The sequence below is a fragment of the Eubacterium sp. 14-2 genome (genome assembly GCF_000403845.2).
GTDB lineage: Bacteria > Bacillota > Clostridia > Lachnospirales > Lachnospiraceae > Petralouisia.
Map to the genome: position 1 here is coordinate 163,509 of NZ_KE159567.1, position 16,316 is coordinate 179,824.

Annotated in this window: 13 protein-coding genes; 10 read left to right on the forward strand and 3 right to left on the reverse strand. The window is 47.4% G+C overall.

Annotated features, from left to right (window positions below):
* Window positions 1-95: 95 nt before the first annotated feature.
* The 3 genes from C805_RS27455 to C805_RS08015 are packed head-to-tail and all read left to right on the forward strand — an operon-like array spanning window position 96 to window position 1,812.
* The gene (locus C805_RS27455) at window positions 96-206 is read left to right on the forward strand and encodes a Fic family protein (protein ID WP_371197639.1); all 111 of its coding nucleotides are present in this window, start codon (window positions 96-98) and stop codon (window positions 204-206) included.
* Between the two features lie 17 nt (window positions 207-223).
* A complete protein-coding gene (locus tag C805_RS08010) occupies window positions 224-880 on the forward strand; it encodes a histidine phosphatase family protein (RefSeq protein ID WP_016213295.1) in 657 nt (218 codons plus the stop codon).
* Window positions 877-1,812 carry a D-2-hydroxyacid dehydrogenase gene (locus C805_RS08015; RefSeq protein WP_016213296.1) on the forward strand — a complete coding sequence of 312 codons (936 nt, stop codon included), beginning with the start codon at window positions 877-879 and terminating at the stop codon, window positions 1,810-1,812. Before C805_RS08010 ends, C805_RS08015 begins: the two co-directional genes overlap by 4 nt.
* 80 nt (window positions 1,813-1,892) lie before the next feature.
* On the opposite strand, the gene C805_RS08020 is transcribed toward C805_RS08015, so the two are convergent.
* Complete coding sequence (locus C805_RS08020) at window positions 1,893-2,858, reverse strand: zinc dependent phospholipase C family protein (RefSeq protein WP_016213297.1); 966 nt, start codon at window positions 2,856-2,858, stop codon at window positions 1,893-1,895.
* 343 nt (window positions 2,859-3,201) lie between these two features.
* Here C805_RS08020 and C805_RS08025 point away from each other — a divergent pair, with 343 nt between their 5' ends.
* The 4 genes from C805_RS08025 to C805_RS08040 all read left to right on the forward strand — a co-directional run bounded on the left by C805_RS08025 (window position 3,202) and on the right by C805_RS08040 (window position 9,795).
* Entirely contained in the window at window positions 3,202-4,407 is a 1,206-nt protein-coding gene (locus tag C805_RS08025) for a glucose-1-phosphate adenylyltransferase (RefSeq protein WP_016213298.1), read from the forward strand.
* Window positions 4,404-5,549: a glucose-1-phosphate adenylyltransferase subunit GlgD gene (gene glgD, locus C805_RS08030; RefSeq protein WP_016213299.1), complete on the forward strand. Its 1,146-nt coding sequence runs from the start codon at window positions 4,404-4,406 to the stop codon at window positions 5,547-5,549. Before C805_RS08025 ends, glgD begins: the two co-directional genes overlap by 4 nt.
* Window positions 5,550-5,779: 230 nt before the next feature.
* Window positions 5,780-9,103 carry a DEAD/DEAH box helicase gene (locus tag C805_RS08035; protein ID WP_016213300.1) on the forward strand — a complete coding sequence of 1,108 codons (3,324 nt, stop codon included), beginning with the start codon at window positions 5,780-5,782 and terminating at the stop codon, window positions 9,101-9,103.
* Between the two features lie 74 nt (window positions 9,104-9,177).
* Window positions 9,178-9,795 carry a non-canonical purine NTP pyrophosphatase gene (locus C805_RS08040; protein WP_016213301.1) on the forward strand — a complete coding sequence of 206 codons (618 nt, stop codon included), beginning with the start codon at window positions 9,178-9,180 and terminating at the stop codon, window positions 9,793-9,795.
* Between the two features lie 17 nt (window positions 9,796-9,812).
* Here the strand turns inward: C805_RS08040 and C805_RS08045 are convergent, their stop codons facing one another.
* Both C805_RS08045 and C805_RS08050 read right to left on the reverse strand, forming a co-directional pair.
* Window positions 9,813-11,108, reverse strand: a complete 1,296-nt coding sequence (locus C805_RS08045; RefSeq protein ID WP_016213302.1) for a sensor histidine kinase — start codon at window positions 11,106-11,108, stop codon at window positions 9,813-9,815.
* Window positions 11,101-11,781, reverse strand: coding sequence for a response regulator transcription factor (locus tag C805_RS08050; RefSeq protein ID WP_016213303.1), 681 nt, complete (start codon window positions 11,779-11,781; stop codon window positions 11,101-11,103). The genes C805_RS08045 and C805_RS08050 overlap by 8 nt, the downstream gene beginning before the upstream one ends.
* A gap of 269 nt (window positions 11,782-12,050) precedes the next feature.
* Between C805_RS08050 and C805_RS08055 the strand changes: the two genes are divergently transcribed.
* From C805_RS08055 to C805_RS08065, 3 genes are read left to right on the forward strand one after another with little or no spacing between them, the layout of a single operon-like run.
* Window positions 12,051-14,465, forward strand: a complete 2,415-nt coding sequence (locus tag C805_RS08055; protein ID WP_016213304.1) for an ABC transporter substrate-binding protein — start codon at window positions 12,051-12,053, stop codon at window positions 14,463-14,465.
* Between the two features lie 17 nt (window positions 14,466-14,482).
* Entirely contained in the window at window positions 14,483-15,373 is an 891-nt protein-coding gene (locus C805_RS08060; protein ID WP_051135822.1) for a carbohydrate ABC transporter permease, read from the forward strand.
* A 16-nt stretch (window positions 15,374-15,389) separates the two neighbouring features.
* Window positions 15,390-16,286 (forward strand): carbohydrate ABC transporter permease, encoded by an 897-nt coding sequence (locus C805_RS08065; RefSeq protein ID WP_016213306.1) that lies wholly within the window; start codon window positions 15,390-15,392, stop codon window positions 16,284-16,286.
* The last annotated feature ends 30 nt before the right edge of the window (window positions 16,287-16,316 follow it).

A 16,316-nucleotide genomic window follows, 5' to 3' on the forward strand; every position in this document is an offset into this window, starting at 1 on the left:
ACAAATAAGCAAAATCTTCCAAATAAGCAAACATACTGTTTGCTTATTTTTTGCTTTTTCGATAAAATAAAAAAGACGTATCATTTTACTATATGATGTCCCACTATGTGAATCCGTTACTGGAAGCGGGACAGCTGAAAATGACCTTGCCGGATAAGCCCAAAAGCAAAAATCAGAGGTATTACAGCGGCGCTCCGGAAGACTGAAAGGATAACACAACAGGATGAAACTATACTTATTCCGCCATGGGACCACCAGAGGCAACCGGGAACACCGGTATGTGGGACGTACCGACGAGGGAATTCTGGCGTCAGAAAAAGAACGTCTGAGACAGAAGGGCAGGTTATTTCCACCGCCGGATGGATTGTTTGCAAGTCCCAGCCGCCGATGCCTGGAAACAGCCCAGGCGTTGTATCCGTCACTGTTCCCTCCGAAAGGAAATATTATTCTGGAACCGGATCTGCGGGAAATGGATTTCGGCGAATTTGAATATAAAAATTATCAGGAACTGGATGGAAATCCCGCCTATCAGAAGTATCTTGACAGCGGCGGAACCACTGGATTTCCAGGAGGAGAAGAACCGGAGGAATTTCGCCGCCGGTGCCGGGAAGCCTTTTGCCGGTGCGTCCGTACCGCGCAGGAACATCAATGGGAAACGGTGGTATTTGCAGTCCACGGCGGGACAATTATGTCCATCATGGAAGGATTTGCAGAGCCGCCCGGAGGATATTTTGAATACCAGGTGCAGAATGGCTGCGGATATCTCACGGAGCTGACAGAATATGGAAGAGAGGCTCCAGAGCCTGAAGCTGCGGGGGTTTTATTTTCCCCGGAAGAGATGATATCAATAAAATTAACAATAGAGGAGGAAATCAGATGAAGATTATATTTTTGGATGCAAAGACCATTGGAGAGGATATGGACCTGTCCGGTTATGAAACACTGGGGGAAGTGGTAAAATATGACTTTTCCACACCTCAGGAAGCCAGCCAGCGGGTAAAAGACGCAGATGTCATTATTGTAAATAAGGTGCCGGTAAATGAAGAAACCATAAAAACTGCAGAAAATCTGAAACTGGTATGCGTGGCGGCAACCGGAACCAATAATCTGGACAAGGAGTATCTGGAGCAGAGAGGGATTGCATGGCGCAATGTGGCAGGCTATTCCACCGAATGCGTAACCCAGCATACGTTTGCCCTGCTGTTTTACCTGCTGGAACATCTGCCTTATTACGATGAATATGTGAAATCGGAAAAATATGTGGAAGACCGGATTTTTACCCACTTTGACAAAAAATTCTCAGAGCTGGACAAAAAGACCTGGGGAATCATCGGCATGGGGGCCATTGGAAGAAGGGTGGCAGAAGCGGCAAAAATCTTCGGATGCAATGTGATTTACTATTCCACTTCCGGAAAAAATAATCAGCCGGGTTATCAGCGGGTGGAACTGGACGAACTGTTGGAAAAATCTGATATTGTGTCTGTTCATGCCCCTCTGACTCCGGAGACAGAAGGGCTGATGGATAAAAAAGCCTTTGAAAAAATGAAAAAATCCGCTGTTTTCCTGAATCTGGGCAGAGGCCCCATAGTAGTGGAACAGGATCTGGCAGAAGCCCTGAAAAATGGGGAAATTGCAGCAGCCGGACTGGATGTGCTGTGCGTGGAACCCATGAGTCCGGAAAATCCCCTGAAAGAAATCAAGGACAGCGGAAAACTGCTGATTACACCTCATATTGCATGGGCCAGCGTAGAAGCCAGAACCAGACTTGTAAATACCATACTGAACCAGATACGGGAATTTTTTATTCCATAGGAATATCCTGCCCTGCTGAGGCGTGAAAGTGTTTTTCGGCAGAAATAATAATATGCAAAGAACCGCCCGGAATTTCGGACTTAACTGGGTATCCCTGCATCCAGACCGCTGTGATAGGAATTGTTTCCAAGGCGTTTTGACAGTCTGCTGATTTCCAGTGTTTCTGCCGGTGTAAAGGGTTTTTTCAAAAAAAGCCTGTCCAGGGCTGTCAGTGTTTCCAGATAGCGTTTTTTGGCCCCTTTCATCATATGGGGGAAAGAAGCATCGGAAACCAGGGAGGTGTCCCAGGGATTTTTCCAGGGGCGGCGGCGCAGATTCAGAGGGTCGGTGTGGACAGAGGGATTTTTTTCCGGAATCATGGTGGAAAACAGGGAATACCCCAGAATACGCTGTTCCAGTGCGCGGACTACGGTTTTTTTCCAGCCGAAAGGGTCGTGGAAGAATCTCGTACCCAGCTGTATGGAACGGATGGCGGCGTGCATGGTAATACGGTGCACGCCCAGATGGGGATAAGCCTGCCTGTATACATTATGCAGTATGCGGGAAATGGTGCGCAGTTCATAAGGGGAAAGAGAAATCACTCTGCTTTGCCGAAAAGCAGAAGGCGGGCAGCGGCGGTAAAGGGCCAGCAGCGTGGTGTCAATTTCTGTTTCCAGACTCATATGGCGGCCATGGTACCGGTTATTTTTTTCCCGGAACCTGGTTTTCCAGTAGACATAAGGGTGACAGTGGGTGTCCAGCAGGTAGTGGCCAAGAAAGCCGGCAATATAGGCTTCGGCAATCTGCTGTTCTTTTTTGCCGGAAAACAGTCTGCGGCTGTTCAGCAGATGGCGGAGAAATCTGCCGGTATGTTCTGTGTGGGCCACCGAGCCAATGTTGTTTTCATGAATGAGATAGGAAGGCAGGAAGTAAAAAAACAGGTCGGGTCCCTGCAGTCCCAGACTGTATGCGGCATGATTGTTTTGAATAACCTGTTTCAGAGGGATGTCATCCAGTTTCTTCCAGGTGTTCAGACCGAACAGGTAATGTGTGGTAAATCCAGGCATGGTGTTGTCCTCCTGTGGGGTGGTTTTGAAAACGACAGGTACAGTCTCTATTATATACAATCCGGTGAAAAAATCACAGGCAGATTATTAAGAATCAGATTATGGCTGAAATGTAATAACTATTTATTAAAATCGCAATAATTTATTTACAAAAAATGGATAATCCTGTACAATAATAACAATAGGTTATTCTGTCATTTGCCAGAAAAGGAAAAATGTTGAGTAATGTCAGGTTTTATGGATATCAGCTATGGCATATTTGTACAAACCATCCTGAATCTGGACAGGTAGAGACGAATATGTGCATGTTGAGATAATAATTAACAGGAAAAGGAGAGAAAAAATGGGTAAAGAAATGATTGCAATGCTTCTTGCCGGTGGACAGGGTTCCCGCCTTTACGCGCTGACCCAGAAGCTGGCAAAACCTGCGGTTCCCTTTGGCGGGAAATATCGTATTATAGATTTTCCACTGTCAAACTGTGTGAACTCCGGAATTGATACGGTAGGTATTCTGACACAGTATCAGCCGCTGATTTTGAATGAGTATATTGGAAATGGCCAGCCCTGGGACCTGGACCGTCTGTATGGAGGAGTACATGTGCTTCCGCCTTATCAGCAGGCTTCCGGTTCTGACTGGTATAAAGGAACTGCAAACGCAATATATCAGAATATTTCTTTTATTGACCGTTATGACCCGGAATATGTCATTATTCTTTCCGGTGACCAGATCTGCAAGCAGGATTACAGCGATTTCCTCCGGTTCCATAAGGAAAAGGGAGCAGAGTTTTCAGTGGCTGTTATGGAAGTACCCTGGGAGGAGGCGTCCAGGTTCGGCCTTATGGTTGCAGACGAGGATGATAAGATTACAGAGTTCCAGGAAAAGCCCAAGGAGCCCAAATCCAATCTGGCTTCCATGGGAATTTATATTTTCAACTGGGACATTCTCAGAAAATATCTGATTGAGGATGAGGAAGATCCCACTTCAGAAAACGATTTTGGAAACAACATTATCCCGAATCTGTTAAAAGACGGACGGAAAATGTATGCATATCATTTTAAGGGATACTGGAAAGACGTGGGAACCATTTCTTCCCTCTGGGAAGCAAATATGGAAGTTCTTGACCCGGAGCACAGCGGGATTAACCTTTTTGATGAAAAATGGAAAATTTACAGCCGAAACAGCGGTATGACCGGGCATAAAATCAATACAGGGGCCCAGGTGGAAAATTCCATGATTACTGACGGTTGTAATATTTCCGGAAATGTGAAGCATTCCATTCTTTTTGCAGGTGTGAAAGTGGAAGAAGGCGCTCATGTGGAAGACGCGGTGGTAATGGGTAATACCATTATCAAGGCAGGAGCCCAGGTAAAACACTGTATTATTGCAGAAAATGTAATTATCGGGCAGAATGCCCAGGTGGGACAGATGCCGGAAGGCGATGTGACAGGCGTGGCAACCGTTGGGCCTGGAGTTTATGTGGGTGACAATGCTGTAATCGGACCTGATTCCATGGTCAGTGATAATGTAAAGGATGGTGATAAACAATGATGAATTCCAACAACACAAATGCACTGGGCATTATTTTTCCCAATGCCTATGATGAGCTTGTACCAGAACTGACCAGCGAACGTCTGATGGCTTCCATCCCTTTCGCAGGACGTTACCGCATGATAGATTTTGTGCTGTCCAGTATGGTGAACTGCGGAGTTGATAATATTACCGTGCTGGTGCGTGAAAATTATTTCTCATTGCTGGACCACCTGGGTTCCGGACGTGAATGGGATCTGTCCCGGAAGAATGGCGGACTGAATATTTTCCCGCCTTTTGCTCAGAAAAATATGGGTGTTTACACAGGACGGGTGGGCATGATTGCCAGCATTGTGGGATTTTTGAAATCCCAGAAAGAAAAATATGTAATTATGTCAGATACCAACATTGCATTTAATTTTGATTTTAAAGCACTGCTGGACGCTCACATTGCCAGTGAGGCGGACGTTACCATCGCATATACAAAGGAAAATCTGCCGGAGAGTATTCTCAAAGCAGATGAACTGACCAAAGGCATGTACTATACCCTTGATCTGGAAGGAGACCGGGTAAAGAGAATACATATCAATTCTCAGGAAACCGGAGAAAAGAATTTCTCCATGAATGTATATGTATTTGAGCGTGAGTATCTGATTAACCTTATCAGTGAAGCCTTCAAGAGAGGCAGCACCTATCTGGAGCGGGATATTTTAGTTCCGCATCTGGATGAAATGAAGGTTATGGGATATGAGTATACGGAATATGCAGCGCGGATTGACAGTCTGAAAGGCTATTTTGATGCAAATATGAAACTTCTGGACAATGCAAACCTGGAGGCCCTGTTTGGAAAGAATTCCATTTATACCAAGATTCGTGACGATAACCCTACCCGCTATGTAAACGGTGCTTCCGCACGAAATGTTATGGTGGCTGACGGTTGTGTCATTGAGGGAGAAGTTGAAAACTGCGTGCTGTTCCGTGGTGTGAAAATCGGCAAAGGCGCCAAAGTTAAAAATGCAGTGCTGATGCAGGATACTGTGATTGAGGAAGGCGTTCATGCAGAATATATTATCACAGATAAAAAAGTAAGAGTTTCCGGCGGCAAAGAGCTGAAGGGTACCGATACGTTCCCGATTTTTGTGGCCAAAAAACAGGTGGTTTAATATCAGATAACAAATGATTGAACCCTGCTGAGTTCCGGAGTGAGATGGAAGTTCAGCAGGGTTCTTTTAAACGGCTGTGTATGGCAGACTGTATTTCCGGAAGTCCTTTACGAGAGGCAGTAACAGAGGTATAATTAGTCAGATAATAACACAGAAATACATAAATGAGCCAATGTAAGATTAAGATTACAGAACCGGCAGGAACAGAAAGCAGTAAAGGCAGGCATGATATGATTGAGAAAAAACTGGTAAAAGAACTGTGCAGAAAAAATGAATTTTATTCCAGAGGACAGGAACTTTTACGGTCCGGCTATGTGAAATCCATCCGCTGTGAAGGGAAAAACAGCCAGGGCCGGGAAATGGTGGGAATTCAGGCCAGAGTTCAGGGCAGCGGTATCAGCCAGTATCAGGTGATGGCCAGTGTGGATGAAGAACAGTCTGAAATTATCCATGTTTCCTGTACCTGTCCGGCCTTTTACAATTATGAAGGAATCTGCAAGCACTGTGCGGCAGTTTTGCTGCAGTATATTCAGAACAGGGACAGCAGGAACGTACTGGCAGACTCCTCTGCCGGCAGGGGAGTTATGCCGGGCCGCAGCAGCAGCTACGGACTGTCCCGGCTGCTGAACCAGTATAAAGAAAAAGAGCGTCTGGTATACAGCCAGATGGAAATGAACGGAACCATAGGACTGGAACCGCGGCTGTCTGTGGCCTACGGACAGATTCATGTGGAATTTAAAATCGGGAACAAAAGAAAATATGTGCTGAAAAATATTACATCCTTTACAGACGCCCTGCGCCGGAGAGAATGGGTTTCCTATGGAAAAGAGCTGGAATTTTATCATACGCCGGAGGCTTTTACCAGGACAGGCAGAGCTCTGGCGGAATTCCTTATGCTGGAGGTGGAAAACCAGAACCGGGGAAAGCAGATCCGTAACTTTCATGACAAAAATGCAAATCGTTATGTTCCGGTTCACAGCGGTAATATGGACCGCTTTTTTGCAGCCCTGGGAAAGGAAACCTTTGAGGTGGAAATGAATTACAGCCACAGGGGGAACTGGCGCCTTTCAGACGAAAAATATCTGCCCCGGATTACCATACAGGGGCAGTCCGACGGAGCGCTGCTGGAAGCAGAGGAAGTATTCTATACCTATGGAAGCGACTGGGCCTATCTGTGGAAAGACGGGGTGATTTACCGTGATTCCATAGAACATGTCCGGGATATCCGGCCTTTCTGGGACTATATGAGCAGCTACAAATATGAAAGTTTTTTTGTATCCAAAGGGGAACTGCCGGCTTTCTGCCGGAATCTTCTGCCGGTGCTGGAAAAGCACTGCCAGGTAAAAAAGCAGAGCTTTCTGGAGAAACTGTATCTCCCGCCGGAACCGGAATATGAAATTTATCTGGATGCGCCGGACAGGCAGACCGTGGTATGTGAGATGTATGTGCGGTATGATGAATTAAAGTACAATATTTTTGACAAACCCCGTATGATTGAGAACCGGGACGAGCTGGCAGAACTGAAACAGAAAGAACATGTGCGCCTCTGGTTTCAGAATACAGATGTCCATAAAAAACAGATGATTCTGTCGGGAGATGATGAAAAGCTGTATGAACTTCTGACAGAAGGTATGGAAGAACTGTCACAGACTGGCACAGTTTATGTCAGCGACAGGCTGAAATCCATTCAGGTAAATCCTGCCCCGGCTGTTTCTGTGGGGGTGTCTCTGAAAGGAGAGCTGCTGGAGCTGACACTGAACAGTGAAGAAATGCCCCTTGAGGAACTGTTGGATATTCTTGCTTCCTGTCAGGAAAAACGAAGATTTGTCCGGCTGAAAAGCGGAGACTTTCTGAGTATGGAGGATAACGGGCTGACGGTTCTGTCCGGTATTCAGAAAAGCCTGTCTGTTTCTGCCGGAGCCTGGGAACAGGGAAGCATTTTTCTGCCGAAATACAGGGCTTTGTATCTGGACGGAGAGCTGAAAGAAAGAAATGGATTTCATGCGGTAAAAAACAGGAGCTTTAAGGCTCTTGTACGGAATATGAAAACCGTGGAAGACAATGATTTTGAGGTTCCCTCCTCTCTGGAAAAGGTTCTGCGGGAGTATCAGAAACAGGGGTTTCTGTGGCTGAAAACCCTGAATGCCAATGGATTCGGCGGGATTCTGGCAGACGATATGGGTCTGGGAAAAACCCTGCAGGTGATAGCATTTCTCCTGTCAGAACAGGAGGAAAGGATCCGGATACAAAAACAGCAGGAGGAAGAACAGGGGCAGAAAGGCAGTCTGCCGGAAAGCATTCATACAAATTTTGCCCTGATCGTCTGCCCGGCTTCCCTGGTCTATAACTGGGAAAGCGAGATCCGGCGGTTTGCTCCCGCACTTCATGGGGTGGTTCTGACCGGAACTGCAAAAGAACGGGCCCGGATTCTGGAGACAGCCAAGGAAAAGGACATTCTGATTACCTCTTACGATTTGCTCCGTCGAGATGTGGAACTGTATGAAAACCACTGGTTTCACTATGAAATTCTGGACGAAGCCCAGTATATCAAGAACCACAACACCAAAGCGGCCAGAGGTGCAAAGGCTGTCCGGGCGGGCTTTAAAGCGGCGCTGACCGGAACACCTGTGGAAAACAGACTCAGCGAACTGTGGAGTATTTTTGATTACCTGATGCCGGGTTTCCTGCACAGCTACAGCCGGTTCCGGGAGGAAACAGAGATTCCTGTGGTCATAAATCAGGAGGAAGAGGCAGCCGGCCGCCTGCGGAATATGATTCGCCCCTTTGTACTGCGGCGTCTGAAAAAGGACGTGTTAAAGGATTTGCCGGACAAAATGGAGGAGGCGGTATTTGCCCGGATGGAAGGAGAGCAGAACAAACTGTACGCCGCCCACGTACAGCGTATGAAACGGATGCTGGACGACCAGACAGAGGCGGAATTTGCCGCACAGAAAATCCAGATTCTGGCAGAACTCACAAGGCTGCGCCAGCTCTGCTGCGATCCGTCTCTGATTTATGAAAATTATAAGGGAGAATCTGCCAAACTGCTGATGTGTATGGATCTGATACAAAATGCCATGGACGGAGGCCATCGCATTCTGGTTTTTTCCCAGTTTACATCCATGCTGGCCAGAATACAGGAACAGCTGCAGAAAGAAGGAATTTCTTATCTGAGTCTGACCGGAGCGGTCAGCAAAGAACGCCGGGTGGAGATGGTGAACCAGTTTCAGGAGGGAAACATACCGGTGTTCTGTATTTCTCTGAAAGCCGGAGGAACAGGGCTGAATCTGACAGCGGCAGATCTTGTCATTCATTACGACCCCTGGTGGAATGTGGCGGTTCAGAATCAGGCCACAGACCGGGCCCATCGGATTGGACAGAAAAATCCCGTTACGGTGTACAAGCTGATTGCACAGGGAACCATTGAAGAAAATATTTTAAGGCTGCAGGAAAAAAAGAGTGAGCTGGCAGAACAGCTTCTGGGAAAAGAAGGATTTGAGGGCGTGAAATTTACCAGAGAAGAAATGATAAGGCTGCTGGAAGGCGGGGACTGACAGACAGCCTGTGTCTTAAGGGCTGGTGTACGGTAACAGGAGAAGGCTGCCGGAATACCGACAGGAGAAAATGCATGGAATTATTATATGGAACATCCAATGAGGGAAAGCTGCTGCTTATGAGACGGATGCTTAAGCCTTTGAATCTTACGTTAAAAGGATTGAAGGATATGAAAGAAACGGTTCCGGAGCCGGAGGAGACAGGGAAGACATTACTGGAAAATGCCCGCATCAAAGCCAGAGCATATTATGAAGCATTTCAGGTTCCGGTGTTTTCCTGCGATACCGGCCTTTTTTTTGAGGGGCTTCCGGAGGAACTGCAGCCGGGGATATATGTAAGAAGGATCCAGGGACGATCCTGTACGGACCAGGAGCTGACGGATTACTTCAGCAGCCTGGCCCGGCAGTTCGGCGGCCTGAAGGGCCGGTATCGGAGCGCAGTCTGTTTTTACCGGAGCGGACAGGAAAGATATGAGAGTCAGGACAGCAGTTTGTGGGGCCTGCCGTTTCTTATTACCCGGATACCTCACCTCAAAACCCAGGAAGGATTTCCCATAGACCGGCTTTCCGTTCAGATTTCCAGCGGAAAGTATTATTACGATTTGCCGGATTATGCGCAGGATGAACTGGCTGCGTCAGCAGAGGGAGTCCAGGCGTTTTTCCGGCGCAGCCTGAATCTGACAGGAGAATGAAATCAGAGTTCACGTCTTTATTCATTGCGGCAGCGCAGGGTTACCACAAAAGCAGCTCCTCCGCCCGGCGTATCTTCCACCCGGATGCTGCCTTTGTGCATGTGAATAATTTCCCGTGCAATACAGAGGCCCAGGCCGAAATGGGCTTTGTCCTTATGAGATTTGTCACAGCGGTAAAAACGGTCAAACACCGCTTCTTTTTCCGAATCCGGAATGCCGGGGCCGTTATCTGCCACCCGGAAAATCAGTTTGTCTGAAACTGTCTGCAGAGAAAGAGCGATTTTTCCCTGAGACGGTGTGTAGCTGAGAGCGTTATCCAGCAGAATGGAAAGGACCTGTTCCATGCGTTCCCGGTCACAGAGACAGGGAGCAACCAGTTCATCCGGCAGGGCAATGGTGAGAGAAATGGACTTTTTCAGGGCCAGAGGTTCAAATTTTTCATAAACGGACAACAGCAGCGTGTCCATTTCCACCGGTGTTTTGTGGACGGAAAAGAGGGAGCTGCCAGTGCCGGAAAGAGTCAGCATATCGTCAATCAGACGGCTCATGCGTTTTCCCTCCAGCCGGATGGTTTCGGAAAAACGTTCTCTGTCTTTCACAGAGGCATGGGTCATGGCGGACAGAGAGGAAATAATCACAGCCAGGGGGGAACGCAGTTCATGGGAGGCAGAGGCGATAAATTCCGCCTGCTTTTGGTTATTGATAATCAATGGCTGAATCATGTACCAGGTAAAGAACCAGAAAAACAGAGCCAGCAGCAGAATCCCGGCCAGGTCTGCGCTCAGAAAGAGAATCCGGCGGAACCGGAGGGTCTGATATAAGTCAGTAAGGGGGCAGAGCACCGCAACATTCAGGGTACCGCTGTTTTTGGGTATGATCAGCACAGCGGCAAAATAGTTCTGCCCCTCCTGGGACAGCTTAAATTCTGCATGGATGGGAAGAAGGGAATTGGGGGAAACAGCTTCTTCCAGAACCATATACTGTTCTCTGGCAGTCTGTCTTGCCGCTTCAAATAAATCCTCGTGGATGGAAAGAGGATTCAGGTTTTCAAATACCAGCCTGGAGCCATTGTCTCTGATGTCCATTTCAAAACGGGTATCTGCAGTAATCTGAGCCAGCCAGTTATGGGACAGTACGGTCTGGTTTTCCAGATGGTTTTTTAACATACTGATATTGATCTGGAAATCTGCAAAGTGGCTTTTTTCAGATTCTGCCTCGGAAAAAGAGAGGCAGAACAGGGACAGGACAACCAGTATCAGGCCGCAGATAAAGGTACAGAACAGGGTGAGGCGAAGATGTAGTTTTTTATACATGGGAAACCTCCAGCTGGTAGCCGATCCCCCGGACTGTTTTCAGGTTCACGGAACTTTTTACGCTTTTCAGCCTGCGGCGCAGGAAATAAATATAGTTATCCAGATTTCCGTCTTCCACTTCCGCATCCGGGCCCCAGACTTTGGCCAGGAGAGAGCCTCTTGGAATGGTCTGTCCCGGATTGCGCAGGAAAAACTCCAGTAAATCCCCTTCTCTGGCAGAAAGCGAACAGGAAAGGCTGCCGCAGCAGAGTTTTTTCTGCTCCACGTCATAAGATATATCTTCAAAATTCAGAGGTTTGCTGCCCTCCCATCTGGGAGGACGTCGTAAAATACAGCGGATACGCGCCAGAAGTTCTTCAAACTCAAAAGGTTTTACCAGATAATCGTCCGCACCGCAGTCAAGCCCCGTAATTTTTTCATTCAGGGCCCCCAGAGCGGTAACGAAAATAATGGGCGTGGAAATATTTTTTTCACGGGTAATTTTCAACACGGAAATCCCGTCCAGAACAGGGAGCATCCGGTCCAAAAGAATCAGGTCATGGGACTGCTGTTCGATAAAATGCAGCCCTTCTTCCCCGTCATGGCATACGTCAGTTTCAAAATGGCTGTGCTCCAGCTGAAAGCGAAGGGTTTCTGCCAGGGATTTATCGTCTTCTATAATCAGTATTCGCATAGGAATCGCCTCCGTTGGTTGTCTGCAGTCAGAACAATTTTCAGGAAAACAGGAATTTTCCATCCTTTTTATTATTTATAGGATTAGGGTGTCAAAAGGGTGCGCCCCACCAAAGATGCTTTTGACACCCTGATCTTTATAATCAGTTTAACACATCTGTCTCTAATTTATCTCTAAAAAATTTTAAATACTTTAGAGAAAGATTAGAGACAGATGTGCTATTCTTGTGTCCAGATTCCAAAACAGACTGACATAAAGGAGGAAAATGCATGAAGAAGTATCAAAGATTAAAACGAACGACAGGAATTTTATTAACAGCTGCGCTGATTCTGGGAAGCCTTTCCGGCTGCAGTAAAAAAGAAGAAGCCGGAAGCGGACAGGAAGCCATGGAAGAAAGCGGGACAGGAAACGGCGGGGGAGGAACTGCCATGGGGCGTTTCCTGGAAGAAGAAATAGCGCTTCCCACAGATTTTTATGATATTTACGATATGAAGAAGCTGGAGGACGGAACCATCCGTTTTATGGGAAATGATGGAAATGGCGTAAAAAGTATATGGGATTCCAAAGACTCCGGTACAACCTGGGAGAAAGCCTTTGATTTACCGGAAGAATTTCAGGATGAGAATGCAGGGTATATAGACTATGCTGCCATTTCTTCCGATGGGCAGAGCGCATGCGTTTTTAATGAAATTGTGAGCGGAAGCGGGATAAATCCGGCAATATATATCCTGGACCGGGAAGGAAAGGCAGACAGGCTTCCCTTTGATATACCAGAAGTGAAAGGGGAAACGTCAGGTCCTCAGTTTGTATTCAGCGATGACAGCGAACATCCGGAAAGAGTGGACGATGGAGCAGATACTGAAGAACCGGGAACAGAAGATGAATCAGAAAATGAAGAGAATCCTTCCGGTGAAGGAACCGGTATCAGAAACATGGTGCTGGATTTAAAATTTCTGGGCAGCGACCAGCTTCTGATTAAAGATATCAGGGATAACATTTATCAGGTCAGCATTGCAGACGGAAGCATAAAACAGACCTATGAGTTTGACGGAAGCGTGGAATCTCATCAGTGCTTTGTGGCCGGGAAAACCATGGTCATTCAGACCAGTACGGAAACCCTTCTGTATGATACGGAAACAGGAGAGCAGAAGCAGGCAGAGGAAGCATTGCGGAAGGCAGTTTCCGAAAACGGAGCCTTTACTGTGACTGACACCACAGACAATGGAGAAAGTATTTACGGTCTGTCCAGAGGCGGCCTTTATCACTATAAATTCGGCGGCAGCGTGTTAGAACAGCTGATTGACGGGACCATGAATTCCCTGGGTGGGCCATCTTTTTATGCAAATGCCCTGACCATGTTGGATGAGCAGAATCTGCTGGTGGTAGCCAATGACGACAATTCCGGTAAACCGGGAGGCATGGTACTGCTGAAATATACTTATTCTCCGGATACCCCTGCAAAGCCGGATAAAGAGCTGAAAGTATATTCTCTTTATAATAATAAAGAACTGCGGCAGGCCATCAGCAGTTTTCAGAAAGAACATGCGGATATTTATATCAATTATGAAGTGGCAATGTCAGAGGAAAGCGGAATGACCGTCTCTGACGCACTGAAAACACTGACCACAGAGATTATGGCGGGCAAAGGCCCGGATGTACTGGTACTGGATGGGATGCCCGTGGAAACCTATATGGAAAAGGGAATCCTGAAAGACATTTCTTCTGTGGTTACGGAGGGAAATTATTTTGAAAGCATTCTGAAAGCCTGGGAGGATGAACAGGGACAGCTCTGTGCCATTCCGGCCCGGTTTAAAATTCCGGTGATTCAGGCGTCCGGACAGTATTTTACAGAAGATTTTGACGAACTGACACAGAAGGCAGGATGTCTGGCGGGCCAGCATCCGGATGAAATTATCCGGAAATTCTGGTATACCTGCGGAACGGCCTGGAAGAAAGATGACAACACGCTGGATGAAGGAAAAATCACTGAATTTTTAACGAAGCTGAAAAATGCTTACGGAGAATACGACAGCAGTGTGGAGAATGTAAGTACGGACGTGGGATTCGCAGAAGAAGGAAAAGAAGTGAGTATGGCGAACCGCGACAGTATCAGTCAGGGAGTTTTTGATGTGGCATTTGGCGACATCAAAGTAAATGTGGGACTGCTGGGCGGTTATGATATGGATTATATACTGGCAGCCAACAAAAAGCTGGGGGACGGAGACTACGGACATATGCCCGGACAGGCGGAAAATGTATTTGTACCGGCCATGATTATGGGAATCAGCAGCAAGAGCACTCAGCCGGAAGCAGCAGAGGAATTTGTAAAATTCCTGTTTACGACTCAGGCCCAGAAATTTTTTCAGGGAGGCGGATTTGCTGTGGAAAAAGACGCATTCCGCACTACCAATGACGGACACGAGTATGAAGGAAAAGAAGGCCTGGTGGGTGTAGGCGGAGCAGGTATGGACAGAATCCTGGATTATGAACTGAAGCCCAGAACGGAAGAAGAAATGAAGAAATTTACAGAGCTGGCAGAGTCCCTTACCACTCCTTCCCTGCAGGATGAAGTAATCCGTGACGCAGTGGTGGAACAGGGAGAAAAAGTGCTGAAGGGAGAACTGAGTCCCGAAGAAGCCGCCGGCGCCATTATGCAGAAAGTAAATCTGTATCTGGCGGAATAGAACATATGGGGGCAGAAATGACACGCAGAAACAGAAAAAATCAGAGAAATGAAAATAAGGCGGGATCATACGGTAAAAAGTGGCGGGGCCTCATGTGGATTCTGCCAGGGTTTTCGGGAGTGCTGATATTCTATCTTCTGCCCTTTGGAGACGTGGTACGCCGCTCCTTTCTGGGAGCGGTAGACAACCGCTTTGTGGGCGCCGCCAATTACCGGACGGTGTTAGAGAACGGGGCATTTCAGCTGGCAGTGAAAAATACCCTTAAGTTCACCCTGATTTGTATCCCGGCTCTTATCCTTACAGCTCTGGTCTGCGCAGTGGTGTTGTACCGAAGCAAATACGGGGGAATCATGAAAAGTGCATTTCTGATGCCCATGGCTCTGCCAGCAGTGTCTGTGGCTCTGGTGTGGCGTCTTCTGTTTCACGAACAGGGTCTGGTAAATCAGTGGCTCTGTCACCTGGGCTGCGGGGGAAAGGACTGGATGAATACAGAGCAGGCGTTTTGGATACTGGTTCTTAGCTATATCTGGAAAAACCTTGGCTATGACATTGTACTGTGGATGGCCGGACTTGCCGGAATTTCAGAAAATATATATGAGGCGGCCAGAGTGGACGGAGCCGGGGAATGGCAGTGTTTTAGAAGCATTACTCTGCCAAATCTGAAATCATCCCTGTATACCATAACGGTATTGTCCTTTCTGAATTCCTTTAAGGTATTCCGGGAGGCGTATCTGGTGGCCGGAGACTATCCCCATGAAAGCATTTATATGATGCAGCACCTGTTTAATAACTGGTTTCGAACCTTTTCCTTCGACAAAATGGCGGCAGCGGCAGTGCTTGAGAGCATTGTGCTTCTGGGGTTGATTCTGCTTTTACAGAAATCCTGGGACAGTGAGGAAAAATACTGATATTATGGAGGATGGGATGTTAATGCAAAGAATTTCAGACAGGAAAAGAAGACAGAAAAAAAGATTCCATGGAGGGCAGAAATTGCTGTGGGCCCTTTTGGGGGTACTTGCCCTTATCACATTGTACCCGGTGATTTTTCTGTTGGCAGGTTCTTTTATGGGCAGAGATGAGCTGGGCATTTATCTGGGAGCAGTCATTGGGGGAAACGAGGGATATGCGGATTTTCCCCTGCTGCCCCATTACCCCACCCTGCGGCATTATGTGGAGATTTTTCTGGATTCTCCGGAATTTTTTGTCATGTTCTGGAATTCCGTCCGGATTACCTTTGGGGTACTGGCCGGACAGCTTGTGGTGGGAACCATGGCCGCCTGGGGATTTGCAAAATATGAATTTCCATGGAAAAAGGGATTTTTTCTGATTTACATGATACTCATGCTGATGCCCTTTCAGGTGCTGATGCTGTCAGACTATCTGGTGCTGGACAGACTGAAGCTGACGGATAACCTCTGGGGAATTATTCTTCCTGGAGTTTTTTCCACCTTTCCGGTGTTTATTATTTACCGTTTTTTTACGGAAATTCCCGACAGTCTGCTGGAATCTGCCAGGCTGGACGGAGCCGGAGAGTGGCAGCTGTTTTACCATATCGGCCTGCCTGTGGGCTCCTCCGGCGTGATTGCCGCCATGGTTCTGGGATTTCTGGAATACTGGAGCCTGATAGAACAGCCCCTGACTTTTCTGAAAGAAAAGAAACTGTTTCCCCTGTCGGTGTTTCTGCCGGACATTACCTCAGTCCGCCAGTCCGGCATGGCATTTGCAGCGTCGGTGGTCACGTTTCTTCCGGCATTGCTGGTATTCCTGGGAGGGCAGGACTATCTGGAAAAAGGGATTATGGCAGGTGCGGTAAAAGAATGATTAGTGAGAATTTCGGCCTTTTATAAGGGC